The sequence below is a fragment of the Roseibium sp. MMSF_3247 genome (assembly GCF_030733765.1).
GTDB lineage: Bacteria > Pseudomonadota > Alphaproteobacteria > Rhizobiales > Stappiaceae > Roseibium.
This window is the reverse complement of sequence record NZ_JASHII010000006.1, coordinates 179,881-199,990: the sequence shown is the minus strand read 5'-3', so window position 1 is coordinate 199,990 and position 20,110 is coordinate 179,881. Positions and strand designations below refer to the sequence as shown.

General features: G+C 57.5%; 11 protein-coding genes. 6 read left to right on the top strand and 5 right to left on the bottom strand.

Annotated elements, in window-relative coordinates; translation table 11 throughout:
- Positions 1 to 17: 17 nt before the first annotated feature.
- Positions 18 to 2,789 (bottom strand): DNA translocase FtsK, encoded by a 2,772-nt coding sequence (locus RBB44_RS19705; protein WP_306149214.1) that lies wholly within the window; start codon positions 2,787 to 2,789, stop codon positions 18 to 20.
- On the bottom strand, positions 2,786 to 4,009 hold the full coding sequence (locus RBB44_RS19700; protein WP_306149215.1) for an aminotransferase class I/II-fold pyridoxal phosphate-dependent enzyme: 1,224 nt from the start codon (positions 4,007 to 4,009) through the stop codon (positions 2,786 to 2,788). The genes RBB44_RS19705 and RBB44_RS19700 overlap by 4 nt, the downstream gene beginning before the upstream one ends.
- A 171-nt stretch (positions 4,010 to 4,180) precedes the next feature.
- On the opposite strand from RBB44_RS19700, the gene RBB44_RS19695 reads away from it, so the two are divergent.
- Positions 4,181 to 4,843 carry an SGNH/GDSL hydrolase family protein gene (locus tag RBB44_RS19695; RefSeq protein ID WP_306149216.1) on the top strand — a complete coding sequence of 221 codons (663 nt, stop codon included), beginning with the start codon at positions 4,181 to 4,183 and terminating at the stop codon, positions 4,841 to 4,843.
- Here the strand turns inward: RBB44_RS19695 and RBB44_RS19690 are convergent.
- Positions 4,840 to 5,103 (bottom strand): DUF1674 domain-containing protein, encoded by a 264-nt coding sequence (locus RBB44_RS19690; protein WP_306149217.1) that lies wholly within the window; start codon positions 5,101 to 5,103, stop codon positions 4,840 to 4,842. The two genes, RBB44_RS19695 and RBB44_RS19690, sit on opposite strands and share 4 nt — an antisense overlap.
- Positions 5,104 to 5,248: 145 nt before the next feature.
- Between RBB44_RS19690 and htpX the strand changes: the two genes are divergently transcribed.
- From htpX to RBB44_RS19665, 5 genes are all read left to right on the top strand, one after another.
- The gene (gene htpX / locus RBB44_RS19685; protein WP_306149218.1) at positions 5,249 to 6,208 is read left to right on the top strand and encodes a zinc metalloprotease HtpX; all 960 of its coding nucleotides are present in this window, start codon (positions 5,249 to 5,251) and stop codon (positions 6,206 to 6,208) included.
- Positions 6,209 to 6,343: 135 nt separating this feature from the next.
- A complete protein-coding gene (rsmB, locus tag RBB44_RS19680; protein ID WP_306149219.1) occupies positions 6,344 to 7,720 on the top strand; it encodes a 16S rRNA (cytosine(967)-C(5))-methyltransferase RsmB in 1,377 nt (458 codons plus the stop codon).
- 138 nt (positions 7,721 to 7,858) lie between these two features.
- Entirely contained in the window at positions 7,859 to 9,673 is a 1,815-nt protein-coding gene (locus RBB44_RS19675) for a heparinase II/III family protein (RefSeq protein WP_371932285.1), read from the top strand.
- Positions 9,674 to 9,772: 99 nt separating this feature from the next.
- Positions 9,773 to 11,389, top strand: coding sequence for a bifunctional phosphoribosylaminoimidazolecarboxamide formyltransferase/IMP cyclohydrolase (gene purH / locus RBB44_RS19670; protein WP_306149220.1), 1,617 nt, complete (start codon positions 9,773 to 9,775; stop codon positions 11,387 to 11,389).
- 164 nt (positions 11,390 to 11,553) lie between these two features.
- Positions 11,554 to 13,659, top strand: coding sequence for a methyl-accepting chemotaxis protein (locus RBB44_RS19665; protein ID WP_306149221.1), 2,106 nt, complete (start codon positions 11,554 to 11,556; stop codon positions 13,657 to 13,659).
- A gap of 35 nt (positions 13,660 to 13,694) precedes the next feature.
- On the opposite strand, the gene RBB44_RS19660 is transcribed toward RBB44_RS19665, so the two are convergent.
- Both RBB44_RS19660 and RBB44_RS19655 read right to left on the bottom strand, forming a co-directional pair.
- Entirely contained in the window at positions 13,695 to 15,077 is a 1,383-nt protein-coding gene (locus RBB44_RS19660) for an MFS transporter (RefSeq protein WP_306149222.1), read from the bottom strand.
- Positions 15,078 to 15,231: 154 nt separating this feature from the next.
- Complete coding sequence (locus RBB44_RS19655) at positions 15,232 to 20,043, bottom strand: NAD-glutamate dehydrogenase (RefSeq protein ID WP_306149223.1); 4,812 nt, start codon at positions 20,041 to 20,043, stop codon at positions 15,232 to 15,234.
- Positions 20,044 to 20,110 lie beyond the last annotated feature (67 nt).

Genomic DNA, 20,110 nt, shown 5'->3' with positions numbered 1-20,110 from the left:
CCTTGGGCGAACGAGGATCAGAAATCCTCATCCAACCCATTTTGCACCAGAATTTCGCGTTTACCGGCATGGTTGGCCGCGCTGATCAAGCCTTCCTGCTCCATGCGCTCAATAAGCGACGCGGCCCGGTTGTAGCCGATCGAGAGACGCCGTTGGACATAGGAAGTAGAAGCTTTCTTGTCTTTCAGAACAATTGCAACGGCCCGGTCATAAAGATCGTTGCTGTCTCCGCTGCCGGAGGCCGCGCCGCCATCATAAGGACTGTCGGCAGATTCATCTTCTTCCGTCACAGCTTCCAGATATTGCGGCGTACCCTGAACCTTGAGGTGTTTGACGACTTCCTCCACTTCGTCATCAGAGACGAAAGGCCCGTGAACACGCTGGATCCGGCCGCCACCGGCCATAAACAGCATGTCACCCATACCGAGCAGCTGTTCCGCGCCCATTTCGCCCAGAATTGTCCGGCTGTCGATCTTCGATGTGACCTGGAAGGAAATCCGGGTCGGGAAGTTCGCCTTGATGGTGCCCGTGATGACATCGACGGACGGACGCTGCGTTGCCATGATCAAGTGGATACCTGCGGCACGGGCCATCTGCGCAAGGCGCTGGATCGCGCCTTCAATGTCCTTGCCGGCCACCATCATCAGGTCGGCCATTTCATCGACGATGACGACGATATACGGCATCGTCTCCAGCGGCAGCTGTTCTTCCTCGTAGATCGGCTCTCCCGTATCCCGATCAAATCCGGTCTGGACGGTGCGGGTCATCTCCTCGCCCTTTTCCAGGGCCTGCTTGATCCGGGTGTTGTAGCCGTCGATGTTGCGGACGCCCATCTTGGACATCTTCTTATAGCGGTCCTCCATCTCGCGGACGGTCCACTTCAGCGCAACAACGGCCTTTTTCGGGTCGGTCACAACCGGGGTCAGAAGATGCGGAATACCGTCATAGATCGACAATTCCAGCATTTTCGGATCGATCATGATCATCTTGCACTGATCCGGTGTCAGCCGGTACAGCAGCGACAGGATCATGGTGTTGATGGCGACCGACTTACCCGACCCGGTCGTACCGGCAACGAGCAAGTGCGGCATGCGGGCCAGATCGGCAACGACACCTTCACCGTTGATCGTCTTTCCAAGGCCAAGTGCCAGCTTGGATTTCGATTTTTCAAAATCCTGAGCGGCGAGCATTTCGCGCAGGTAAACGGTTTCGCGGCGCGCATTCGGCAATTCGATGCCAATGGCATTCTTGCCGGGGATGACCGCAACACGGGCAGAAATAGCACTCATGGAACGGGCAATGTCATCTGCCAGACCAATAACTCGGGACGACTTGATACCGGGTGCGGGTTCGAGTTCGTAGAGTGTGACAACCGGGCCCGGGCGCACTTCAATGATTTCGCCGCGTACACCGAAGTCTTCCAGAACCCCTTCCAGAATACGGGCATTTTGTTCCAGAGCATCCGCAGAAAGACCTGGAACCTTGCCGGCGGCCTTGGCTTCTGCAAGCAGGCGCAGCGGCGGCAATTCGTACTCTTCCTGGGTACCGAGGAAAGAGGGCTGCGCTTCCTCGATCGCGCGTTTGCTTTGTTTCGGTTTTGGAGCCGGTGGAATGACACGGCCGGTCGGTACGGGTTGAGCAGCTGCTCGCCCGGATGGTGCTGGAGCTGGTTCTGGGGCTGCAATACCAACCGGCCTTGGTGTTTCACCTGGCAGCGGCTCGCCAGAGACCGGGCCCTTGTCGATCAGGAAATCGTCCGGGCCGAAGTCTTCGCCGTCCTCGCCAAAGGGATCATCCAGATCATGGGTGTCGGGCTCAGTCATATGACCGCGCTCGTAGAATTCGTCCAGACCGTCATCGTCTTCCGGCATCAAACGGCCTGTGAGTGCTCGGCGGAACGATTGCAGACGGCTCTTCTGAGCAGGTTCTTCCGGCTCGTAGTCATCGTGCTCGTCGATACCGTCCCAGTCCTCATCGTCTTCATGGACGGGCGCGCGTTTCAAGCCGGTCATCCGGCGGACCTGTGTCACCGCTAAAAGGCCGATGTGGCTGACTTGTCCCGCAAAAGCCGTCGCCATCAGAGACAAGCGGCTTTCGCCTTCCTCCTCATCATCAAGGCCGAGATCGTCTTCGATGGATTTGCCATGTCCGGCCGGGGTCCTGCGTGGCTCGATATGCTCAACAGGTTCACCTGCGCGGCCCAGCCAGCCAGCAGACGCAAGAAGGAGAAGACCGGCTGGAACGCCGAGTCCAAGGCCGCCAATGATTGTCGCAGCGCCGCTCGTCAGGTTGCTGGTTAAAATGGCCGGGACACCGTGGATCATGTCTCCCAAGAACCCGCCAAGGCCTGTCGGCAACGGCCAGCTTTGCGGGACGGGAAGCGCCGCCAGCGCGCCAGCCGAAAGCCCGGATCCGAGAATCCAATAAAAGAGACGCTTGCGGCCGATGCCGAGGGCATGGCCGGTCAAGAGCCGCCAGCCCCATAACACCAGGGGAACGAGAAAAACAGCCGTCGCAAGGCCAATCGTCTGCATCAAGACGTCGGCGACGATCGCGCCTGGAGCGCCGAGCGCATTGCGCACAGGTCCACCCGTCGCATGGTTCAGGCTCGGATCATTCACAGACCAGGTGGCAAGGGCGGCTGCGAGGGCTGCCGCAATAGAGATGATCCCGAGGCCAGCCGCGCCGGTCAGGTTCCGTCTTAAAAAACGCTTGGCCGGACTTTCCGTGTCCAGAAGATCGACTGCGGACCGGCGGCCCGATCCGCGCACTGCACTGGCCCGTCTCATGCCTTGTCTCCCAACCAGTTTGCCACACGCTCAAGAGCGATCTCCGTCTGCGTAAGGGGCGCCACCAACCCCGCGCGGATGTAATTCCGGCCCGGATTGCTGCAATCTGATTGATCAGATGCCAGATAGCTGCCCGGCAAGACCTTCACGCCTGTGTCGCGCCAAAGGGCCTGTGTGACGGAAACACCGTCTCCCCACTTTCCGACATTGAGCCAGAGAAAGAACCCAGCCTCGGTTGTTACAGGGCCGAGGATTGGACCAAGGAGGCGCTCTGCGGCTTCATATTTCTCGTTATAAAGCCGTCGGTTTTCCTCAACATGGGCTTCGTCGCGATAGGCGCGGACCGCGACGGCCTGCGCCGGCAAGGGCACTTGTGGCGCTGCGAGACCGCGGAATTTTGCCCATTTCTTCAGGAAAACAGGATCGCCGGCTGCAAATCCGCACCGCAGCCCGGCAAGATTGGAGCGCTTCGACAGGGAATTCAAAACAACGATATTGGAAAAATCCGTGCCCATGCGATGCGCGGCTTCCAGAACGCCCGGGGGCGGGGTTGTCCGGTAGATTTCCGAATAGCACTCGTCTGCGAAGATCATGAAGCGGTGCTTGCGGGCCAAGCCGATCAGTTTCTGCCAGTATTCCAGCGTCGCGACCGAGCCTTCCGGATTGGTCGGGGACGCAACGTAAAAGGCGACAGTCCGGTCCAGAAGCGCCGGTTCCAGGCCGTCCAGGTCCGGCAGGAACTGGTGCTCAGAAACCGCATCCAGAAGAACGGTCTCGCCATCTGCGACATGAGCTGCGGCCGCGTAGGTCTGATAGAAAGGGTTCGGCAGAATGACAGCCGGATGATCCAGTCCCTTGTCCAGTTGATCGCGGGCGGCAATTGCGCCGAACGACAGGCCTTCACGGGAGCCATTCAGCGGCAGGACGCCAAAATCCGGGTCAATGGCGCCATTCAGGCCATAGCGCTTGTCGAGCCAGTCCGCGATCGTGCTGCGGAACTCCGGTGTGCCGTTAATCGGCGGATAGCGGCGGAAATCGGCCATGTTTTCCGCCAGCACGTCTGCCGTGAAATCGGGTATCGGATGCTGGGGCTCACCGATCGTCATCATTATCGGATCGAAGCCCGGAGTTTGCCCGTCAAGCAAGTCGGCAAGGCGTTGGAAAGGGTTGGAACCCGGCAGCGCGGCGCCGCGCTTGTAGGTGGTCTGGCTGGCAGTCATTTAAGATCCGGCAGTCGTTACGCAAAACGTTTGCTCGACCCTATCCCGACCTTGGTAAATCTCTTATTAACCAAGCAGAATATCGCCGCCAATATCCATGCGATTGCCACACTTTAAAGGATCCACTAGGGTCCGAGGCTTGGATTTCACACGCGGGTCTATGGATTTAATATGTCGGGAAAAACCCCCCTCTCCGTCGTTTGTTTCGGTGATTCGCTCACTTGGGGGTTTGTGCCGGGAACAAAGGCCCGTTACGGCCACGACGAGCGCTGGACACGCCTCCTGCAAAAGGAACTTGGCTCTGACTATTATGTCATCGAAGAGGGCGTAAACGGGCGGACAACTGTTTTCGAAGACCCTGCCCGCGGCGATAAAAACGGTCTTGAGCACTTGGCAACCGTACGAAAGACGCACATGCCAATCGACATCCTGATCATCATGCTCGGAACGAATGATCTCCAGGACCGGTTTCAGATGAGCGCTGATGCGATCGGTCTTGCGATGGGCCGGCTGCTGTTCGCCGCCACGCAAGCGACCGATGATGTCGAAGGTCGCGCCCCAAAAGTACTTTTGATGTCGCCGCCGCCGCTTGGGGATTTTACGGGCAAGGAATATGCCGGCCTTTTCTCAGAAGACCACAGTGTGGCCCAGTCCAAGCTGCTGGCGGGCGTCTATGAGACGCTGGCGGAAACCTACGGCGTTACCTTTTTCGATACGGGTAGCGTTGTGTCCGTGAGCGACGTGGATGCGGTTCATTTGGCAGCCGAACCGCAAAAGGATCTGGCCAAGGCGATTGCAGCGGAAGTGCGGAAGCTGGCGAAGGATGACACCTAAAAGTCGACCGTCAGCCCCTTGATTTCCCAATCATCATAACGCGTTGGCTCCAGGCCGCCTCGGCCGTCAACCTCCGGTGCCATGGCGTTGTGTTTGGCGTCGATTTCCTTGCGCCGGTCTTGGGCTTCTTTAAGGGCGCGCTGGGCCGCAGGCGGCAGATCCTCGAATTTGCGTTTTGGAACTTCGGCCACGTCTGTCTTCAGGGAGGGCACTTCGGTTGCCGTGAATTGCGCCGTTTCCGTATCTTTCGTGTCGGTCATGGTTTCCGCTGTCAGCCAGATTTCAAAACTTTCGCGTTATATAGGACAAACTTGCCAAGAATGGCAGGCATCCCCATCTTGAACGTTGAGAAAAGATTGCGGCGACTTTCGTCCGCAGCTTCAAACGGAAACGGATAAGGCATCGATGAATTACGTTCGCACAGCCATGTTGCTTGCAGGTATGACGGCGCTCTTCATGGGCCTTGGGTTCATGATCGGCGGTCAGTCGGGCATGTTGATCGCGCTCGCGATTGCGGCCGCGATGAACGTGTTCAGCTACTGGAATTCGGACAAGATGGTCCTGCGCATGCACCATGCACAGGAAGTCGATGAGCGCTCGGCGCCCGAGTATTACGGCATGGTCCGTCAATTGGCGCAAAATGCCGATTTGCCCATGCCGAAGGTCTATATCATCAACAACCCGCAGCCGAACGCCTTTGCGACCGGGCGGAACCCGGAAAATGCAGCCGTTGCTGCAACCACAGGCTTGCTGGACATGCTCAGCAAGGAAGAGGTGGCCGGTGTGATGGCGCACGAGCTGGCGCATGTGAAGAACCACGACACCTTGATCATGACGATCACGGCGACCATTGCCGGTGCGATCTCGATGCTTGCGAACTTTGCCTTTCTCTTCGGGGGCAATCGCAACAATCCCCTGGGCTTTGTCGGCGTTATCTTGATGATGATCGTTGCGCCGATGGCAGCGATGATCGTGCAAATGGCGATTTCCCGGACCCGCGAATATGCCGCGGATCGCATGGGCGCGCAGATCTGTGGTGAACCGATGTGGCTGGCGTCTGCCTTGGCGAAAATATCCGGCGGTGTAGAGCGGATTCACAATCCGGATGCTGAGGCCAATCCGGCGACGGCGCACATGTTCATCATGAACCCGCTGTCCGGCGAGCGCATGGACAACCTGTTCTCCACGCACCCGAACACCCAGAACCGGATTGATGAGCTGCGCAAATTGTCGGAAACCGGATTGGGCACCGCAGGACGCGGGACATTTGCTCAATCCCGCGCTCCGCAATCAGGCCCATGGGGCGGCACGACTGGTGGCCGGTCTTATGAGGAGCCGCCCCGCCCAAAGGGCCCGTGGGGCTAAACTTTGAAAACACCTTGGCGTCAGCCGGGGTTGGATCTAGAATGATCGTCAACGCGCCGCAGCCGGAAGCCCGGACTGCGGCGCTTGATTTTGACACCCGCTGAAGTGTGCGGGTCTGCCCATCAGGACGATCTCGTGAGCAAGTCACCTAAAAAAAACAACAAGCCTTCGAACGGTACTCTGGCTGAAAGGTCAGAAAAACCAGGTTTTGCGGCTCGCAAAGTCGCCGCCGATATCCTGGGAAATGTGGTGCACAAGAAGCGTCCCTTGGATGGCGAGCTTGATATGGCATCCGGACATTCCGGTTTCCGGGCCTTGGCCGCCAATGATCGGGCCCTGGTGCGCGCCATCGCGGGGGCCGCCCTCCGTCACCGCGGTGAAATTGCGGAAATCCTGGGCCGGTTGCTGGATCGCGATATTCCGGAAAAAACTGGGCGGGTGCTCGACATTCTCCATGTCGCCGTCGCGCAGATGCAGTTTTTGGACATTCCCGACCGCGCTGCCGTGTCGCTCGCCGTTGATCATGCCTCCATGGATCGCCGGGCCCGGCCTTACAAAGGCCTGGTCAATGGTGTCCTGCGCCGTCTTGGGCGCGAGCGGGACGAGATCACGTCAGATCTCGATGCCCCCCGGCTCAACACTCCGGATTGGCTTTGGGAAAGTTGGCAGGAGGCTTATGGCGAGGAAGGTGCACGCGCAATCGCAAAGGCGCATGAGAGTGAGGCCGCGCTTGATTTGACTGTGAAAGCCGATCCAGCAGCATGGGCGGAAAAGCTCGATGGTGTCGTTGTCGGCGCTGGCAGTGTTCGGCTCACCAAAAAAGGTGCCGTAGATGCACTGGAAGGGTTCGAAGAGGGTGCTTGGTGGGTGCAAGATGCCGCTGCTTCCCTTCCGGCCAAACTCCTGGGCGATATCTCGGGCAAGCAGGTTGCCGACCTCTGCGCAGCGCCCGGTGGAAAAACAGCACAGCTAGCAGCCAGCGGTGCCGATGTAACGGCCATCGATATTTCAAAGGCCAGGCTTAAACGGCTTGCGGAAAACATGACCCGTCTTGGACTATCTGTGACGACCGTTACAGCCGATTTGCGGGAGTATGAACCGGAGGCATTGTTTGACGCGATCCTGCTCGATGCGCCATGCAGCGCAACAGGGACCATCCGGCGTCATCCCGATGTGCCCTGGATCAAGAAGCCTTACGACATTGAAAAGCTGAGCGAAATTCAGACAGCTCTCCTGGACCGCGTCATGTCTTGGCTCAAGCCGGGCGGCGTTCTGGTCTATTGCACCTGTTCCTTGGAGCGGGCCGAGGGCGAAGGCCAGGCAGAGGCGTTTTTGGAGCGGAACAAGGAGCGCGTGGCGTTGGTGCCGGTCGACGCAAATGAAATTGGCGGCCTTGCCGAAAGTGTCACGCCAGAGGGATATCTTCGCTGCCGGCCGGATCAGTCTGCAGGCCCCGAAACCGGGCTTTTCGGCATGGATGGTTTTTTCGCCGCGCGGTTCAGGATCTCTTAACGCGGAATAAACTCTTCAACTGTCATGATTCTATAAATGATTTGCTAACCTTAACGGCTGAGCTGGAACGATGGGGCCGGCAGCTTGAATGGAGATCGTTATAGACACGCATAGACCATCGATGTTGGAGATGGTCCGGTGAGCAATGCCACCCTTTCTGAGCGCGGGCGCATTTGGGGCCTGGTGGCGCTGTATATCTGGCAACGGACCCGGAAATGGATGCATGGCGGACCAATCTCCCGCTTGCAGCCATTTTCGGCCGTGCCCGAGCGCTTGCTGATTGCCCCACAAGATCTCAGAACGGCCGATGCAACAAACGCAGCCGATATTTATGGCGGGCGTTTTCTATTCTCTGGTCATCTCGTTGAGACACAAGGCCGGTCTCCGTTTGAGCTTCAGGCGGTGCATGAAGACTGGCAGCGCGAACTTCATGCCTTTGGATGGCTGAGGGATCTGCGGGCAGCCGACAGCCAGATCGCGCGGCAGAATGCCCGTGCTCTGGCGGAGGATTGGATCAAGTATTGTGGCCGCTGGCATCCGATCGGGTGGGAAGCGCCCATTGTCACGCGGCGTATCTTGTCCTGGCTTGCGCACTCTCCGTTCATCCTGCAAGACGGTGATCACAGTTTCTACCGGACCTTCATCAAGTCTCTGGCGCGCCAGGTGCAGTATCTCCGTCAGACGATCAATGAGACCGAAGATGGGGTTGAGCGGCTTCATGCAGCGCTCGCTATCGCATCAGCCTGTATTTCCATGGCGGGACAAGGCCGTTTTGCGCGTCAAAGCATTCGCCGGCTCGATCAGGAGCTGTCACGACAGATCTTGCCAGATGGGGGGCATATCTCAAGAAATCCGCGGGCCTTGATCGACATCCTTGCCGATCTTTTGCCTGTGCGTCAGGCCTTTGTGGCGCAGGGACTCGAAGTCCCGGCGGCCATGGTCCAGTCGGTTGACCGGATGATGCCGCTGATGAAGTTCTTCCGCCATGGCGATGGAGCGCTTGCCCACTTCAATGGCATGGGCTCTACGCCGAGCGATCTGGTCGCAACCATCCTCGCTTACGATGATGCCCGCGGGGCACCGCCGACCAATGCACCGCACTCAGGATATCAACGCTTGAGCGGCGGATCATCGGTGGTTTTGGTCGACACGGGCCCTGCGCCGGAAATTGCCCTCTCCGGTAATGCCCACGCCGGATGTTTGTCGTTCGAGTTTTCTACCGGCGCTCATCGGATGGTGGTCAATTGCGGGGTTTCGTCAAAATCGAACCCGGTCTGGCGCAAAGTGAGCCGGTCCACGGCGGCGCATTCGACCGCGTCGGTCGACGAAACCTCCTCTTGCCGATTTCTTTCTGAAAAACCCTTCGGCCATTTGCTCGGTGCCCCGATCCTGTCCGGGCCGCGGGAGATTGACGTCTCTAGGGAAGATGATGCTGCGGGCTGCCGCGTAATTGCCTCTCACGACGGCTATACGGCGGAATTCAACGTCCTGCATCAGCGGGATTTGCGGTTGTCGGCCGACGGAACCGTTCTCGACGGCATCGATACGTTCCAGGCTGTCGACTCTGTCGATCCGGATACGCTCTATACCATCCGCTTCCATCTTCATCCGGCGATCAAGGCATCCTTGATCCGGGCTGGATCTGCTTTGTTGCTGGTATGCCGTGACGGCGAAGCGTGGGAATTCGAGGCGCCTGGTATTGAGATTGCCCTGGAGGAAAGCATTTATCTTTCAGATGTTTATGGTCATAGGAAGTCCGAGCAGATTGTCATCTCCGGTCCGTTGGAGGCAGCGCCCTCTGTCGGGTGGCAATTCCGGCGAACAGCCACGGCCAAACTGAGCCGGCGCGGAACCAGCGATTTCGATGAGACGGAAGAACTGCCGCTCGAAGATCCGCCCGCGGACGCAATCGAAGACGCTGAGGAAGCAGCAGACGATACGTCTTTGGACTGACTTTATTCCCCAGGATGATCTGAAACCTTCCGCTTTCCAGTCAGACGTGTTAGGGGGCGCCACGTTTTCCCGCCCCGTTCCAGCTGAGAGGCAGTCTTCATGGCCATCGTGTCCAAAGCCGTACCCGTTCCAGAATTCGTCCCTGTCAAACGTGCCCTTTTGTCTGTCTTTGACAAAACCGGTCTTGTCGACTTCGCAAAGGCGTTGGCGGACCGCGGCGTTGAGCTGGTGTCGACAGGCGGATCCTATAAGGCTTTGAAAGATGCCGGACTGACCGTTCTTGATATCTCTGAAGTTACAAATTTCCCGGAAATCATGGATGGCCGCGTGAAAACGCTTCATCCAAGTGTGCATGGCGGTCTTCTTTCGATCCGGGATGATGAAGATCATCAAAAGGCGATGGCCGATCATGGCATCACCGGCATCGATCTTTTTTGCGGCAATCTTTATCCGTTCGAAGAGGTGATTGCGTCCGGTGCGGACTATGGAACGGGGATTGAAAACATCGATATTGGCGGGCCTGCCATGACACGGGCCGCCGCGAAGAACCATGCCTATGTCACCGTGGTAACAGACCCGGCCGACTATAGCTCTGTTATTGAGGCGTTGGACACCAATGGCGGCAAGGCACCGCTCGACTTGCGGAAGAAACTGGCCCTAAAGGCATTTGCGCGCACGGCCGCCTATGATGCCGCCGTTTCAAACTGGATGGCAGATCAGTTGGATGAGGCAACACCGGCCCACCGGGCTGTCGGCGGTGCGCTCTCGGAAGTCATGCGTTACGGCGAGAACCCCCACCAAACCGCTGGCTTCTATAAAACGGGCGAAAAGCGGCCGGGCGTGGCAACCGCAACGCAGTTGCAGGGTAAGACCCTCTCCTACAACAACATCAACGACACCGATGCGGCTTTTGAGCTGGTCAGCGAGTTCGACCCGGCGCGCACGAGCGCAGTTGCGATCATCAAGCACGCCAATCCCTGCGGTGTTGCTGAAGGCGGCAGCCTTAAAGACGCTTACGAAAAAGCGCTCCGCTGTGACCCGGTTTCTGCCTTTGGCGGCATCGTTGCTTTGAACCAAAAACTGGATGCTGCGGCGGCTGAGGAGATCGTCAAGATCTTCACCGAAGTCATCATCGCACCTGATGCCGATGAGGCCGCCCGCGAAATCATTGCCTCGAAGAAAAACCTTCGGCTTCTGGTGACCGGTGGCCTCGCCGACGCCCGGGCCAAGGGGCTTTTCGTGAAATCCGTGGCTGGGGGTCTGCTGGTCCAATCACGCGACAATGGCGTTGTCGATGATCTTGATCTGAAAGTCGTGACCAAGCGGGCGCCAAGTGATCAGGAAATGCAGGATCTCAAGTTCGCCTTCCGGGTTGCCAAGCACGTCAAATCCAATGCAATCGTCTATGCCAAGGATGGCGCAACAGTTGGCGTCGGGGCTGGTCAGATGAGCCGTGTGGATTCGGCTCGGATTGCTGCCCGAAAGGCCTTGGATGCGACGGAAACTGCCGGATTGTCCGAGCCACTTACCAAAGGCTGTGTCGTGGCTTCAGATGCTTTCTTCCCGTTCGCCGATGGATTGCTGTCTGCCGCCGAAGCGGGTGCCACGGCGGTCATTCAGCCGGGTGGGTCCATGCGCGACGATGATGTGATCAAAGCGGCTGATGAGGCTGGTCTTGCGATGGTCATGACCGGTATGCGGCACTTCCGGCACTGATTGAACAAAATGCATCTTTTACTGATGGTAGGAGATGCATTTCTTCAGCTTCGGAAATAACGCCTAGGCTTTTGAATACCTTGTTAATCTCCGCAAGTTAATTTGTTCGCAAATGCAGCAGTGCGACTGCTGCGGCGAATCGATTGGCTAACGGAGAAGATCCGGTGTTTAAAAATGCGAAGGTCACAACAAAACTCGTAGGCGTTAGTGTTGCAGCGCTTGCCTTGGCCTTGGTCGGTGGGATCGGGGTCATTGGCTGGCAAGCCTCACAGATGACGCAATCTCTTGCTGTCGCTCAAGCAGATGCCGTTGCTGAGGATCAAGCGGAATTGGTCCAGCGGACCATGGAGAACGGCCTTGTCACCGCTCAATCGCTTGCAGCTGCTCTGACCGGCCTCAAAAGCACAGGAAATCAGGATCGCAATCAGTGGATGGCGATCGTTGAAGAGACGTTGCACAAGAACGTCGACTTCTCTGGTACCTGGGGTGCTATTCCGTTCGATGGGTTGGACGGTAAAGACGCGGAATATGTCAGTGCTGAAAAGCACGACGAGAGCGGCATGTGGCGGCCGTATTTCTTCAGGCTCGCCGATGGCAAGCTCGGGTACCGTCCGATGGGTGATCTGGAAATGGATCAGCCCGGCAAAAGCCTCTGGTTCAATGTTCCTTACGAAACCGGCAAAGACTATGTGACAGAGCCATACAGCTGGGAAGCTGATGGAAAGACTGTGACCGGCGTGTCCTTCGGTATTCCGGTCAAAGAGGGCTCGAAAGTCATTGGTGTCGCCGGTGGGGACATCATGCTGACTCCCTTGTCGAGTGCTTTGGGTGAACAAAAGCCGCTTGGTACAGGGTCTGTCCATCTGATCTCTCAAGACGGATCCTGGATCGCGCATCCGGACGGTGCACTCCTCGGTAAAGAGTGGAGCGAAGGGCGGTCTGATACCGATCTGGCGGTCAAGGATGAGTTGCTTGCAGCCGTCAAGAATGGCGAGAGCTATGTGTATGAAGGCTACTCAAACACACTCGGCACCGATGTTTTGCGGATTGTAAAGCCGGTCAGCATTGGCCGGACCGACGCCAAAATGGCCGTGGTCGTGAACGTACCGGTATCGACTTTGAACGCAGCTTCAACGCAGATCATAACCATGATCGCGGTTGTTGGTCTTGTTCTGCTGCTTGTTGTGGCAACCTCGATCTATATTGTGGGTACGAACATTGTGCGTCGCCCGCTGGAGCGTGCAGTCGGCAGCATTCAGGCTTTGATTGACCGCCGCTATGAAGAGCCGATCCATGACACGGATCGTCAGGATGAAATCGGAGAGATCAGCAAGGCTCTGGAAGTCTTCCGCGACAAGGCACAGCAGGCGGAAGCCTTGGCAGCCGAACAGGAAGAGACCCAGCGGCAGCAGCTCGCCCGCGCCCAAAAGATCAGCGAAATTTCGCAAGACTTCGATCGTAAGATCACAGAACTGACCGCGACAGTCATGTCCCAGGTCGAGGATCTGAACGGCGCTTCCGTGACCCTGACCGCAGGCGCGGATGATACCAGCGAGAAGAGTACGACGGTGGCCGCTGCGTCCGAGGAAGCGTCCTCCAACGTGGAAACAGTTGCCTCCGCGGCTGAAGAGTTGATGGCGTCTGTTGGCGAAATCTCGCGTCAAATGACCCAATCAACAGAGATCGCGTCTCATGCCGTGGATCAGGCGCAGTCGACCAATGCCAAGATCGAAGGTCTGGCGGAAGCAGCGCACCGCATCAGTGAAGTGGTCAAGCTGATCACGGACATTGCCGAACAAACCAACCTTCTCGCCCTGAACGCAACGATCGAGGCAGCCCGGGCAGGGGAAGCCGGCAAAGGCTTCGCCGTTGTTGCAGCCGAGGTCAAGGAACTCGCCAACCAAACGGCCAAGGCGACCGAAGAAATCTCCCTGCAGATTCAATCGGTCCAGTCCGAGACCGCAGGTTCAGTAGATGCGATCAAGGGCATCTCGGAAACGATCGAGAAGATGAACGAGATCTCCTCCAGCATTCAGTACTCTGTGGAACAACAGGGGCTGGCGACCGAGGAAATCGCGCGGAATATTCAGGAAGCCTCCAACGGTACGCAGGAAGTAGCCCAGAACATCGTCAAGGTGGCAGCGTCCGCGGACGATACCGGCAACGCGGCTCGTCAGGTCAGCCAGTCGGCCAACGTCCTGCAGAGCGAGGCTGTGCGCCTGAAACAGGAAGTCGACAACTTCCTCGTAGGGGTTCGCGACGTCGCTTAAGCTTCAGCATTTTTGGATTGAGAAAGCGCGCCGGGTCATTGCCCGGCGCGTTTTTCTTTGACCATCATCAGCAGACTAAGGCCGACAGCAAAGAAAACCAGAATGACGGACATACCAGCCCGCTGGCTATCAGCTGCAGCTGTCACAACCGCGACGGCGAGTGGTGCCAGAAAGCTGGTCACCTTTCCGGAGAGCGCCAGCAGACCAAAATACTGGGTCATCAGATCTTTCGGTGCCAACTGGATGAGAAGGCTCCGGCAGGACGCTTGCAGCGGACCAGACACAGCGCCAATGATTGCGCCGAGAGTGATGAAGATTTGTTCCGGTAGGGACGCGAACAACGCACCTTCCGGCGCGGCTGGTGTCTGAATGAAAAAGAACACCGTTGTTCTGTCGACGGAGATCATGCCCAGTCCACAGATCATCAGAACGATCAGCGAAAAGGCGATGACGATCTTGGGCCCGAACCGGTCGTCCACCTTGCCGCTGAGCAAGAGGCCAAGCGTCCCTGTGATCGTCAAGATGATGCCGAAAGTGCCGATCTGGATGGATCCCCAGCCGAGCTGGCCGGCCGCATAAATCCCGCCAAAGGCAAACAAGGCGACCAAACCGTCCTTGAAGACCATGTTTGCGATCAGAAACATGAAGATATTGCGGTTTTCCTGTGCGTGCCGAAGGCTGTGCCGCAGATCACTGAGGCCTTTGGAAACAGCTGCTCCGATCTTTCCGCGTGATGGAGCGTCCGGAACGAACAGAAACATCGGCAAAGCGAAAATCACGTACCAGATCGCAGAAAACGGCCCGGATGCGCGGTCGCCTTCGTAGGTCGCAGCATCAAGGCCAAACAGGGGGGTGAACCCGAGCAGCGTGCGCCCGGTGTCAGGGTTCGCGGCCAAAAATCCAAGCACGATAACGAGTGTCACAAGTCCGCTTGCATATCCGAGTGCCCAGCCAAAACTCGACAATCGGCCGATATGTGTCGATGGGACCAGCTGTGGCATCATTGCGTTGTTGAAGACCGCTGCGATCTCGATCGACAATGTTCCAATCGCAAAGGCAAGAAGGGCAATCATGACGCCATGTGGATTGCCCGGCGCGGCGTACCAAAAGGCCCAACAACACAAGAGAAAGGGGATCGAAAAGCAGAAGATCCATACCTTTCGGCGGCCGGTTGCATCGGCAACGGAGCCAAGGATTGGGGCCAACAACGCAATTCCCAACCCTGCCGCAGCGGTGGCATATCCCCAAAGGCTCTGGCCTTGCGTGGGATTGTCGGCCAATGCGGACGCAAAATAGGGTGCAAACACAAAGGTGGTAATGAGGGTGAAAAAGGGCTGTGCGGCCCAGTCAAAGAAACCCCAGGCTACGATTGCGCGCCGGCCCGTACCTACAAATGCTGTATCAGATGCGGCGGTCATCAGATATCTGCTCTCCTGGGATCTCTGAGAATTTTAGCGTCAATCATGGCACGGCCCGGAGCCAAGCGCACTCATCAACCAAAAAGGCCGGTAGCGAAACTCCCGGCCTTTTTTATCAGTTAGTCTGCCTCTGGTGCGGTTATGACCGCCCAGATCATGTCCGGTCGCTGATCTCAGCAAGAAGACTTGCTGCGACTGAGAACTTGGACACACTCAAGCCGCCGTCGAGAATTTCGGCGACTGCCTGTGTGGTCCGGTTCACAACCGACTGCTTTTTCTCCAGCCAATTGGCAAAACCGTCCGTCTGAATCGCAGAGATGGCGATCGCGCGATGGGCCGATGCAAGCGTTGCCCGGGCGCGGTCGAGCGCAAGTCCATCGTAATAGTCATGGACTTCCAGATCACCCGCCATTTCGCTCATTGCGCCGAGACGGAAATGATGCGCCACATCGAAGAATGCCACCGCGGCCTTGTCGAGATCCGCTCCGGTTTCTTCCGCAACGATCACGATGTCTGGAATGGCACCTTCCACCGGCAGCCAGGCAATCCGGCGTGCCAGGTCTTCAGGCACCCCTTTCGAGACGTAGGTTTCCACCCGGCTTTTGAGCTCTGCCGCAGGTTCTTCGGGAAGCAAGCTCTCCAGCCGATCGCGAAGGTCTGAAATGCCAGCGTGGAACCGCTCCACGACGGCTGCCAGTCCTTGTTCAAAGGACACATTCCTCTTGAACCAGACAACGCGTTCCAGAAGCAGTGATTGGACCTCCGAATAGAGTTCCAATTGCAACTCACCGTCGATCTTGGTGTCGAGACGGTCAATTTCTCCGTTGAGTTCGGTTAGTCCGTAGCTGTTGCGCACGGCAACGAACCCTTGGGCGATTTCCGTCGTTGTCGCGCCGGTCTGATCCATCAGGCGGGTGATAAAGGTCGCACCGCCTCTGTTGACCATGGAGTTCGCGAGCATGGTGGAGATAATTTCCCGGCGTAGACGGTGGCCGTTGATTTCACCTTCGTAGTCGGCGGCCATTTCGTCCGGGAAGTACCGGAAGAGTTCGCGCGCCAAGTAGTCATCATCGGGGACCGAGCTCTCCAGGATTGCGTCGTACAGGGTGATTTTTGCGTATGCCAGCAGGACGCCGAGTTCGGCGCGGGTCAGCAGCTGCCCGGCATTGCGCAATTCATCGAGCTGGACATCATCCGGCAGCTGCTCGACGACGCGGTCCAGGAGACCCTCACGCTCCAACTGGCGCATCATGCGAACCTGATAGCCAAAGTCTTCCATTCCCTGCAGATGCGTCATGGAAATCGCGAGCGTCTGCAAGTAGTTGTTCCGCAACACCAGGTCGGCGACCTCATCGGTCATGTGGGCCAGCAGTTCATTTCGCTGCTCGATGTCGAGTTTACCTGCCTTTACAGCGGCTCCGAGGGCGATCTTGATATTGACCTCCATATCCGAGGAATTCACCCCGGCGGAATTGTCGATCGCATCGGAGTTACAACGGCCGCCCCTCTTGTTGAATTCGATCCGCGCAAGCTGGGTCAGGCCAAGATTGGCGCCTTCGCCGATGACCTTTGCGCCAAGTTGTGGCGCGGTGATCCGGATATGATCGTTCGCCCGGTCGCCGGCGTCGGCATCTGTTTCAGTCGTCGCGCGGATGTAGGTGCCGATGCCGCCAAACCAGAGCAGATCCACGTTCATTCTCAGGATTGCCATCATGACTTCCTGAGGCGTTGCCGTTGCCTTGTCGAGGTTGATTAGGGCGCGGATCTCTGGTGACAGCGGGATCGACTTTAGCTGCCGTGAGAAGATGCCGCCGCCCTGTGAAATCAGGCTCGTGTCGTAGTCTTTCCAGGACGAGCGGCCCATATCGAACAGGCGTTTCCGCTCAACCCAGGTTATTTCCGGATCCGGGTCCGGGTCGATGAAGATGTCCCGGTGGTCGAAGGCAGCAACCAGTTTTGTCGCTTTGGAGAGCAGCATCCCGTTGCCGAAAACATCGCCGGACATGTCGCCAACACCGGCTGCCGTGAACGGCTCCGTTTGGATGTCTCGGTTCATTTCCCGGAAGTGACGTTTGACCGCCTCCCAGGCACCCCGAGCTGTGATCCCCATCTTCTTGTGGTCATATCCGGCAGAGCCGCCTGATGCGAACGCATCACCGAGCCAGAAATCCCGCCCCTCCGAAATCGCATTGGCCGTATCGGAGAACGTTGCAGTCCCTTTGTCCGCGGCCACGACAAGATAAGGATCGTCGCCGTCAAATCGGGTAACCCGGTCCGGTGGCAGGATCTTGTCTTCATCCAGATTGTCGGTGACATCAAGAAGCGCATTGATGAAGATCTTGTAGCTCTCCGTACCCTCCTTGAACCAGGCCTCGCGGTCGCTCGCAGGTGGCAATTGCTTTGGAACAAAGCCGCCCTTTGCGCCGACGGGAACGATCACGGCGTTCTTGACCTGCTGCGCCTTTACGAGGCCCAGCACTTCGGTGCGGAAGTCTTGCGGTCTATCGGACCAGCGCAATCCGCCACGCGCAACCATGCCGAAGCGCAGGTGAACCCCTTCAACACGCGGGCTGTAAACGAAAATCTCGCGGAACGGACGCGGTTGCGGCAGCTCGTCAATCTTCCGGCTTTCGATCTTGAAGGCGAAGGTCGCCTTGGGCTGGCCGCCCTGATCAAGCTGATAGAAGTTCGTGCGCAGGATCGATTCAATCACATTCTTGAACCGCCGCAAGATGCGGTCGTCGTCCAGACTGGAGACATCTTCCAAAGCTGCAGAGAATTCGGCTTCAAGCCGCTCCTCGCCTGCGTCGCGGTCTTCTTTCGATGTGTTCGGGTTGAAGCGCAGATGGAACAAATCGACCAGAGTTGAGGCGATGGCTGGGTAGTTGTTCAGCGTCGACCACATGTAGTCTTCGGAGAACCGAATACCGGCCTGCCGTAGATATTTTGACAGTGCGCGTAGGATCGCAACATCGCGCCACGCGAGACTGGCGCTCATGACAAGGCGGTTGTACCCGTCATCTTCGGCTCGTCCAGTCCAGACAGCCATATACATGCTTTCCAGCCGGCTCTGCAGAGCATCGCTGAAATCGATGCTGTCTCCAGTGTGGGCTTCAAGGGTCATCTCATGGAGGTATGAGAACGGTGCGTTGGTCGGCGTGATCCGGTATGTCCGTTCATTGATGACCTTGAAACCCATGTTCTCCAGCAGTGGAACACGGGCGGACAGTGGGATCGGCGCACCGCGGTGATAGACTTTGAGCGCCAGCCGGTTGTCCTTTGTGCCGACCGGACGGTGGAAAGTAATTGTGGTGCTGCGGGTGTCGCTCAGCGTTTCGAGCTGAACGATGTCGAACAGCGCGGACTGAGCGTTATAGACTTCCTTGTAGCCGCCATGGAACGCGAGCGCGTAGCGGTCGGCGAGCTGGCGGGCCTGGGCGGGTGCAAATTCTGCGGCAAGCGCACCCCGCACCGCATCCGGCCAATTTCGGACCATATCTGCAACGGCGGCTTCCAGTTCTTCTTGTGGTGGAGTTGGCGTTTCTCCCTTGTCGCGGCCAACAATATAGTGAACCCGCGCAAGCGGACCTTCCGGATAAGTTACATACCAGGCCGAAAGACGCCCCTCATAGACCGAGGCCAAATATGTCCCGACATTCAACCGGACTTCGGTCGTGTAGCGGTCCCTGGGCACGAACACCAGGATCGACACATATCGATCAAACTTATCCGGGCGTGACAGAACACGGATGCGCGGCCGTTCGTCCAGTTGCAGGATGGCTGTTGAGAAGTCAAAGAGACGGTCGCGGTCGATTTGGAACAGCTCATCGCGCGGAAAAGCTTCAAGAACGTTTCTGAGTGCCCGTCCTGAATGGCTTTCTGAATGATAGCCGGCTCGCGCCAATACACTCGCCACCTTGCGGCGCAGGAACGGGATGGTGCTGACAGGCTCAGTGTAAGCAGTTGATGCAAACAGGCCAACAATGCGGAGCTCTCCGATCATGTTGCCGTCGTCGTCGTAGAGCTTGGCCCCGACATAGTCCATATGAACCCGGCGGTGCACCGTGCTCTTCACATTGGCCTTTGCGATGATCAGAGGTTCGGGTTTTTTCAGGAATTCGCGGATTTCCGGGGTAATCTGAACAAACTCGGAGCCGCGGCGCAGGACCCGAACATCGGGATCCGTGAGAAGGCCGAGGCCAGTTCCCTCGTGAGGAGAGAGTTCACCCTCTTCAACGCCGCCTTCGAACTTGTATTCCCGCATGCCGAGGAAAATGAAATTGTCCTTCTCCATCCACTCCAGGAAATGGATGGCTTCCCACAATTCATCACTGCTGCCCAGGATTTGCGTTGTCTTGTAGGTATCAATCGCTTCGCCGAGGCGTTCCTGCATCGGTTTGAAATCGTTCACAACAGAGCGAACGTTGTTCAGAACCGTGTTGAGCCTTGTTTCTAGTGCTTCGCGCTGTTCGGCATCGTCAATACGGGTGACGTGGATATGGATCAGGCTTTCCTGACGGTCCTTCCGCTTCGCCGGCTTTTTCCGGCCGATGGCAGATATCAGGGCACCCTTCTCGTCCCGCTCAACGATGAAAATCGGATGCAGGACCAAGTGTACTTCCAGCTTGCTGTCCTGGAGCTCGTCCATAACCGAGTCGACCAGGAACGGCATGTTGTCGTTGACGATCTCGATAACGGTCAGGTTTTTGGTTTTACCGCCCTTCGTTTTGAAACTTGGATCGGAAATGCTCACCCTGTGGGTGCCCAAATCGTGCGATTGGAAGTCCTGCCATGCATCCATGGCGAACCCGGTCAGCTCTTCCGCCGAATAGGTCACCAGATCTTCGGCCGCGCCCCGGTCATAAAAGGCGTTCACGAATTCAGCGAGATTGGGATCTTTCTTGGAGAGTTTCTGGTGGACCGCGTCGATCAGCTTGAGTTTCTCGACGTCGTGCTTGTCGGGCATTTTTTTCCCCTTGGGCGGTCATTTGGTTTGGCTCAGCCGCGTGCTATCGTTTTATATTCGCGACACA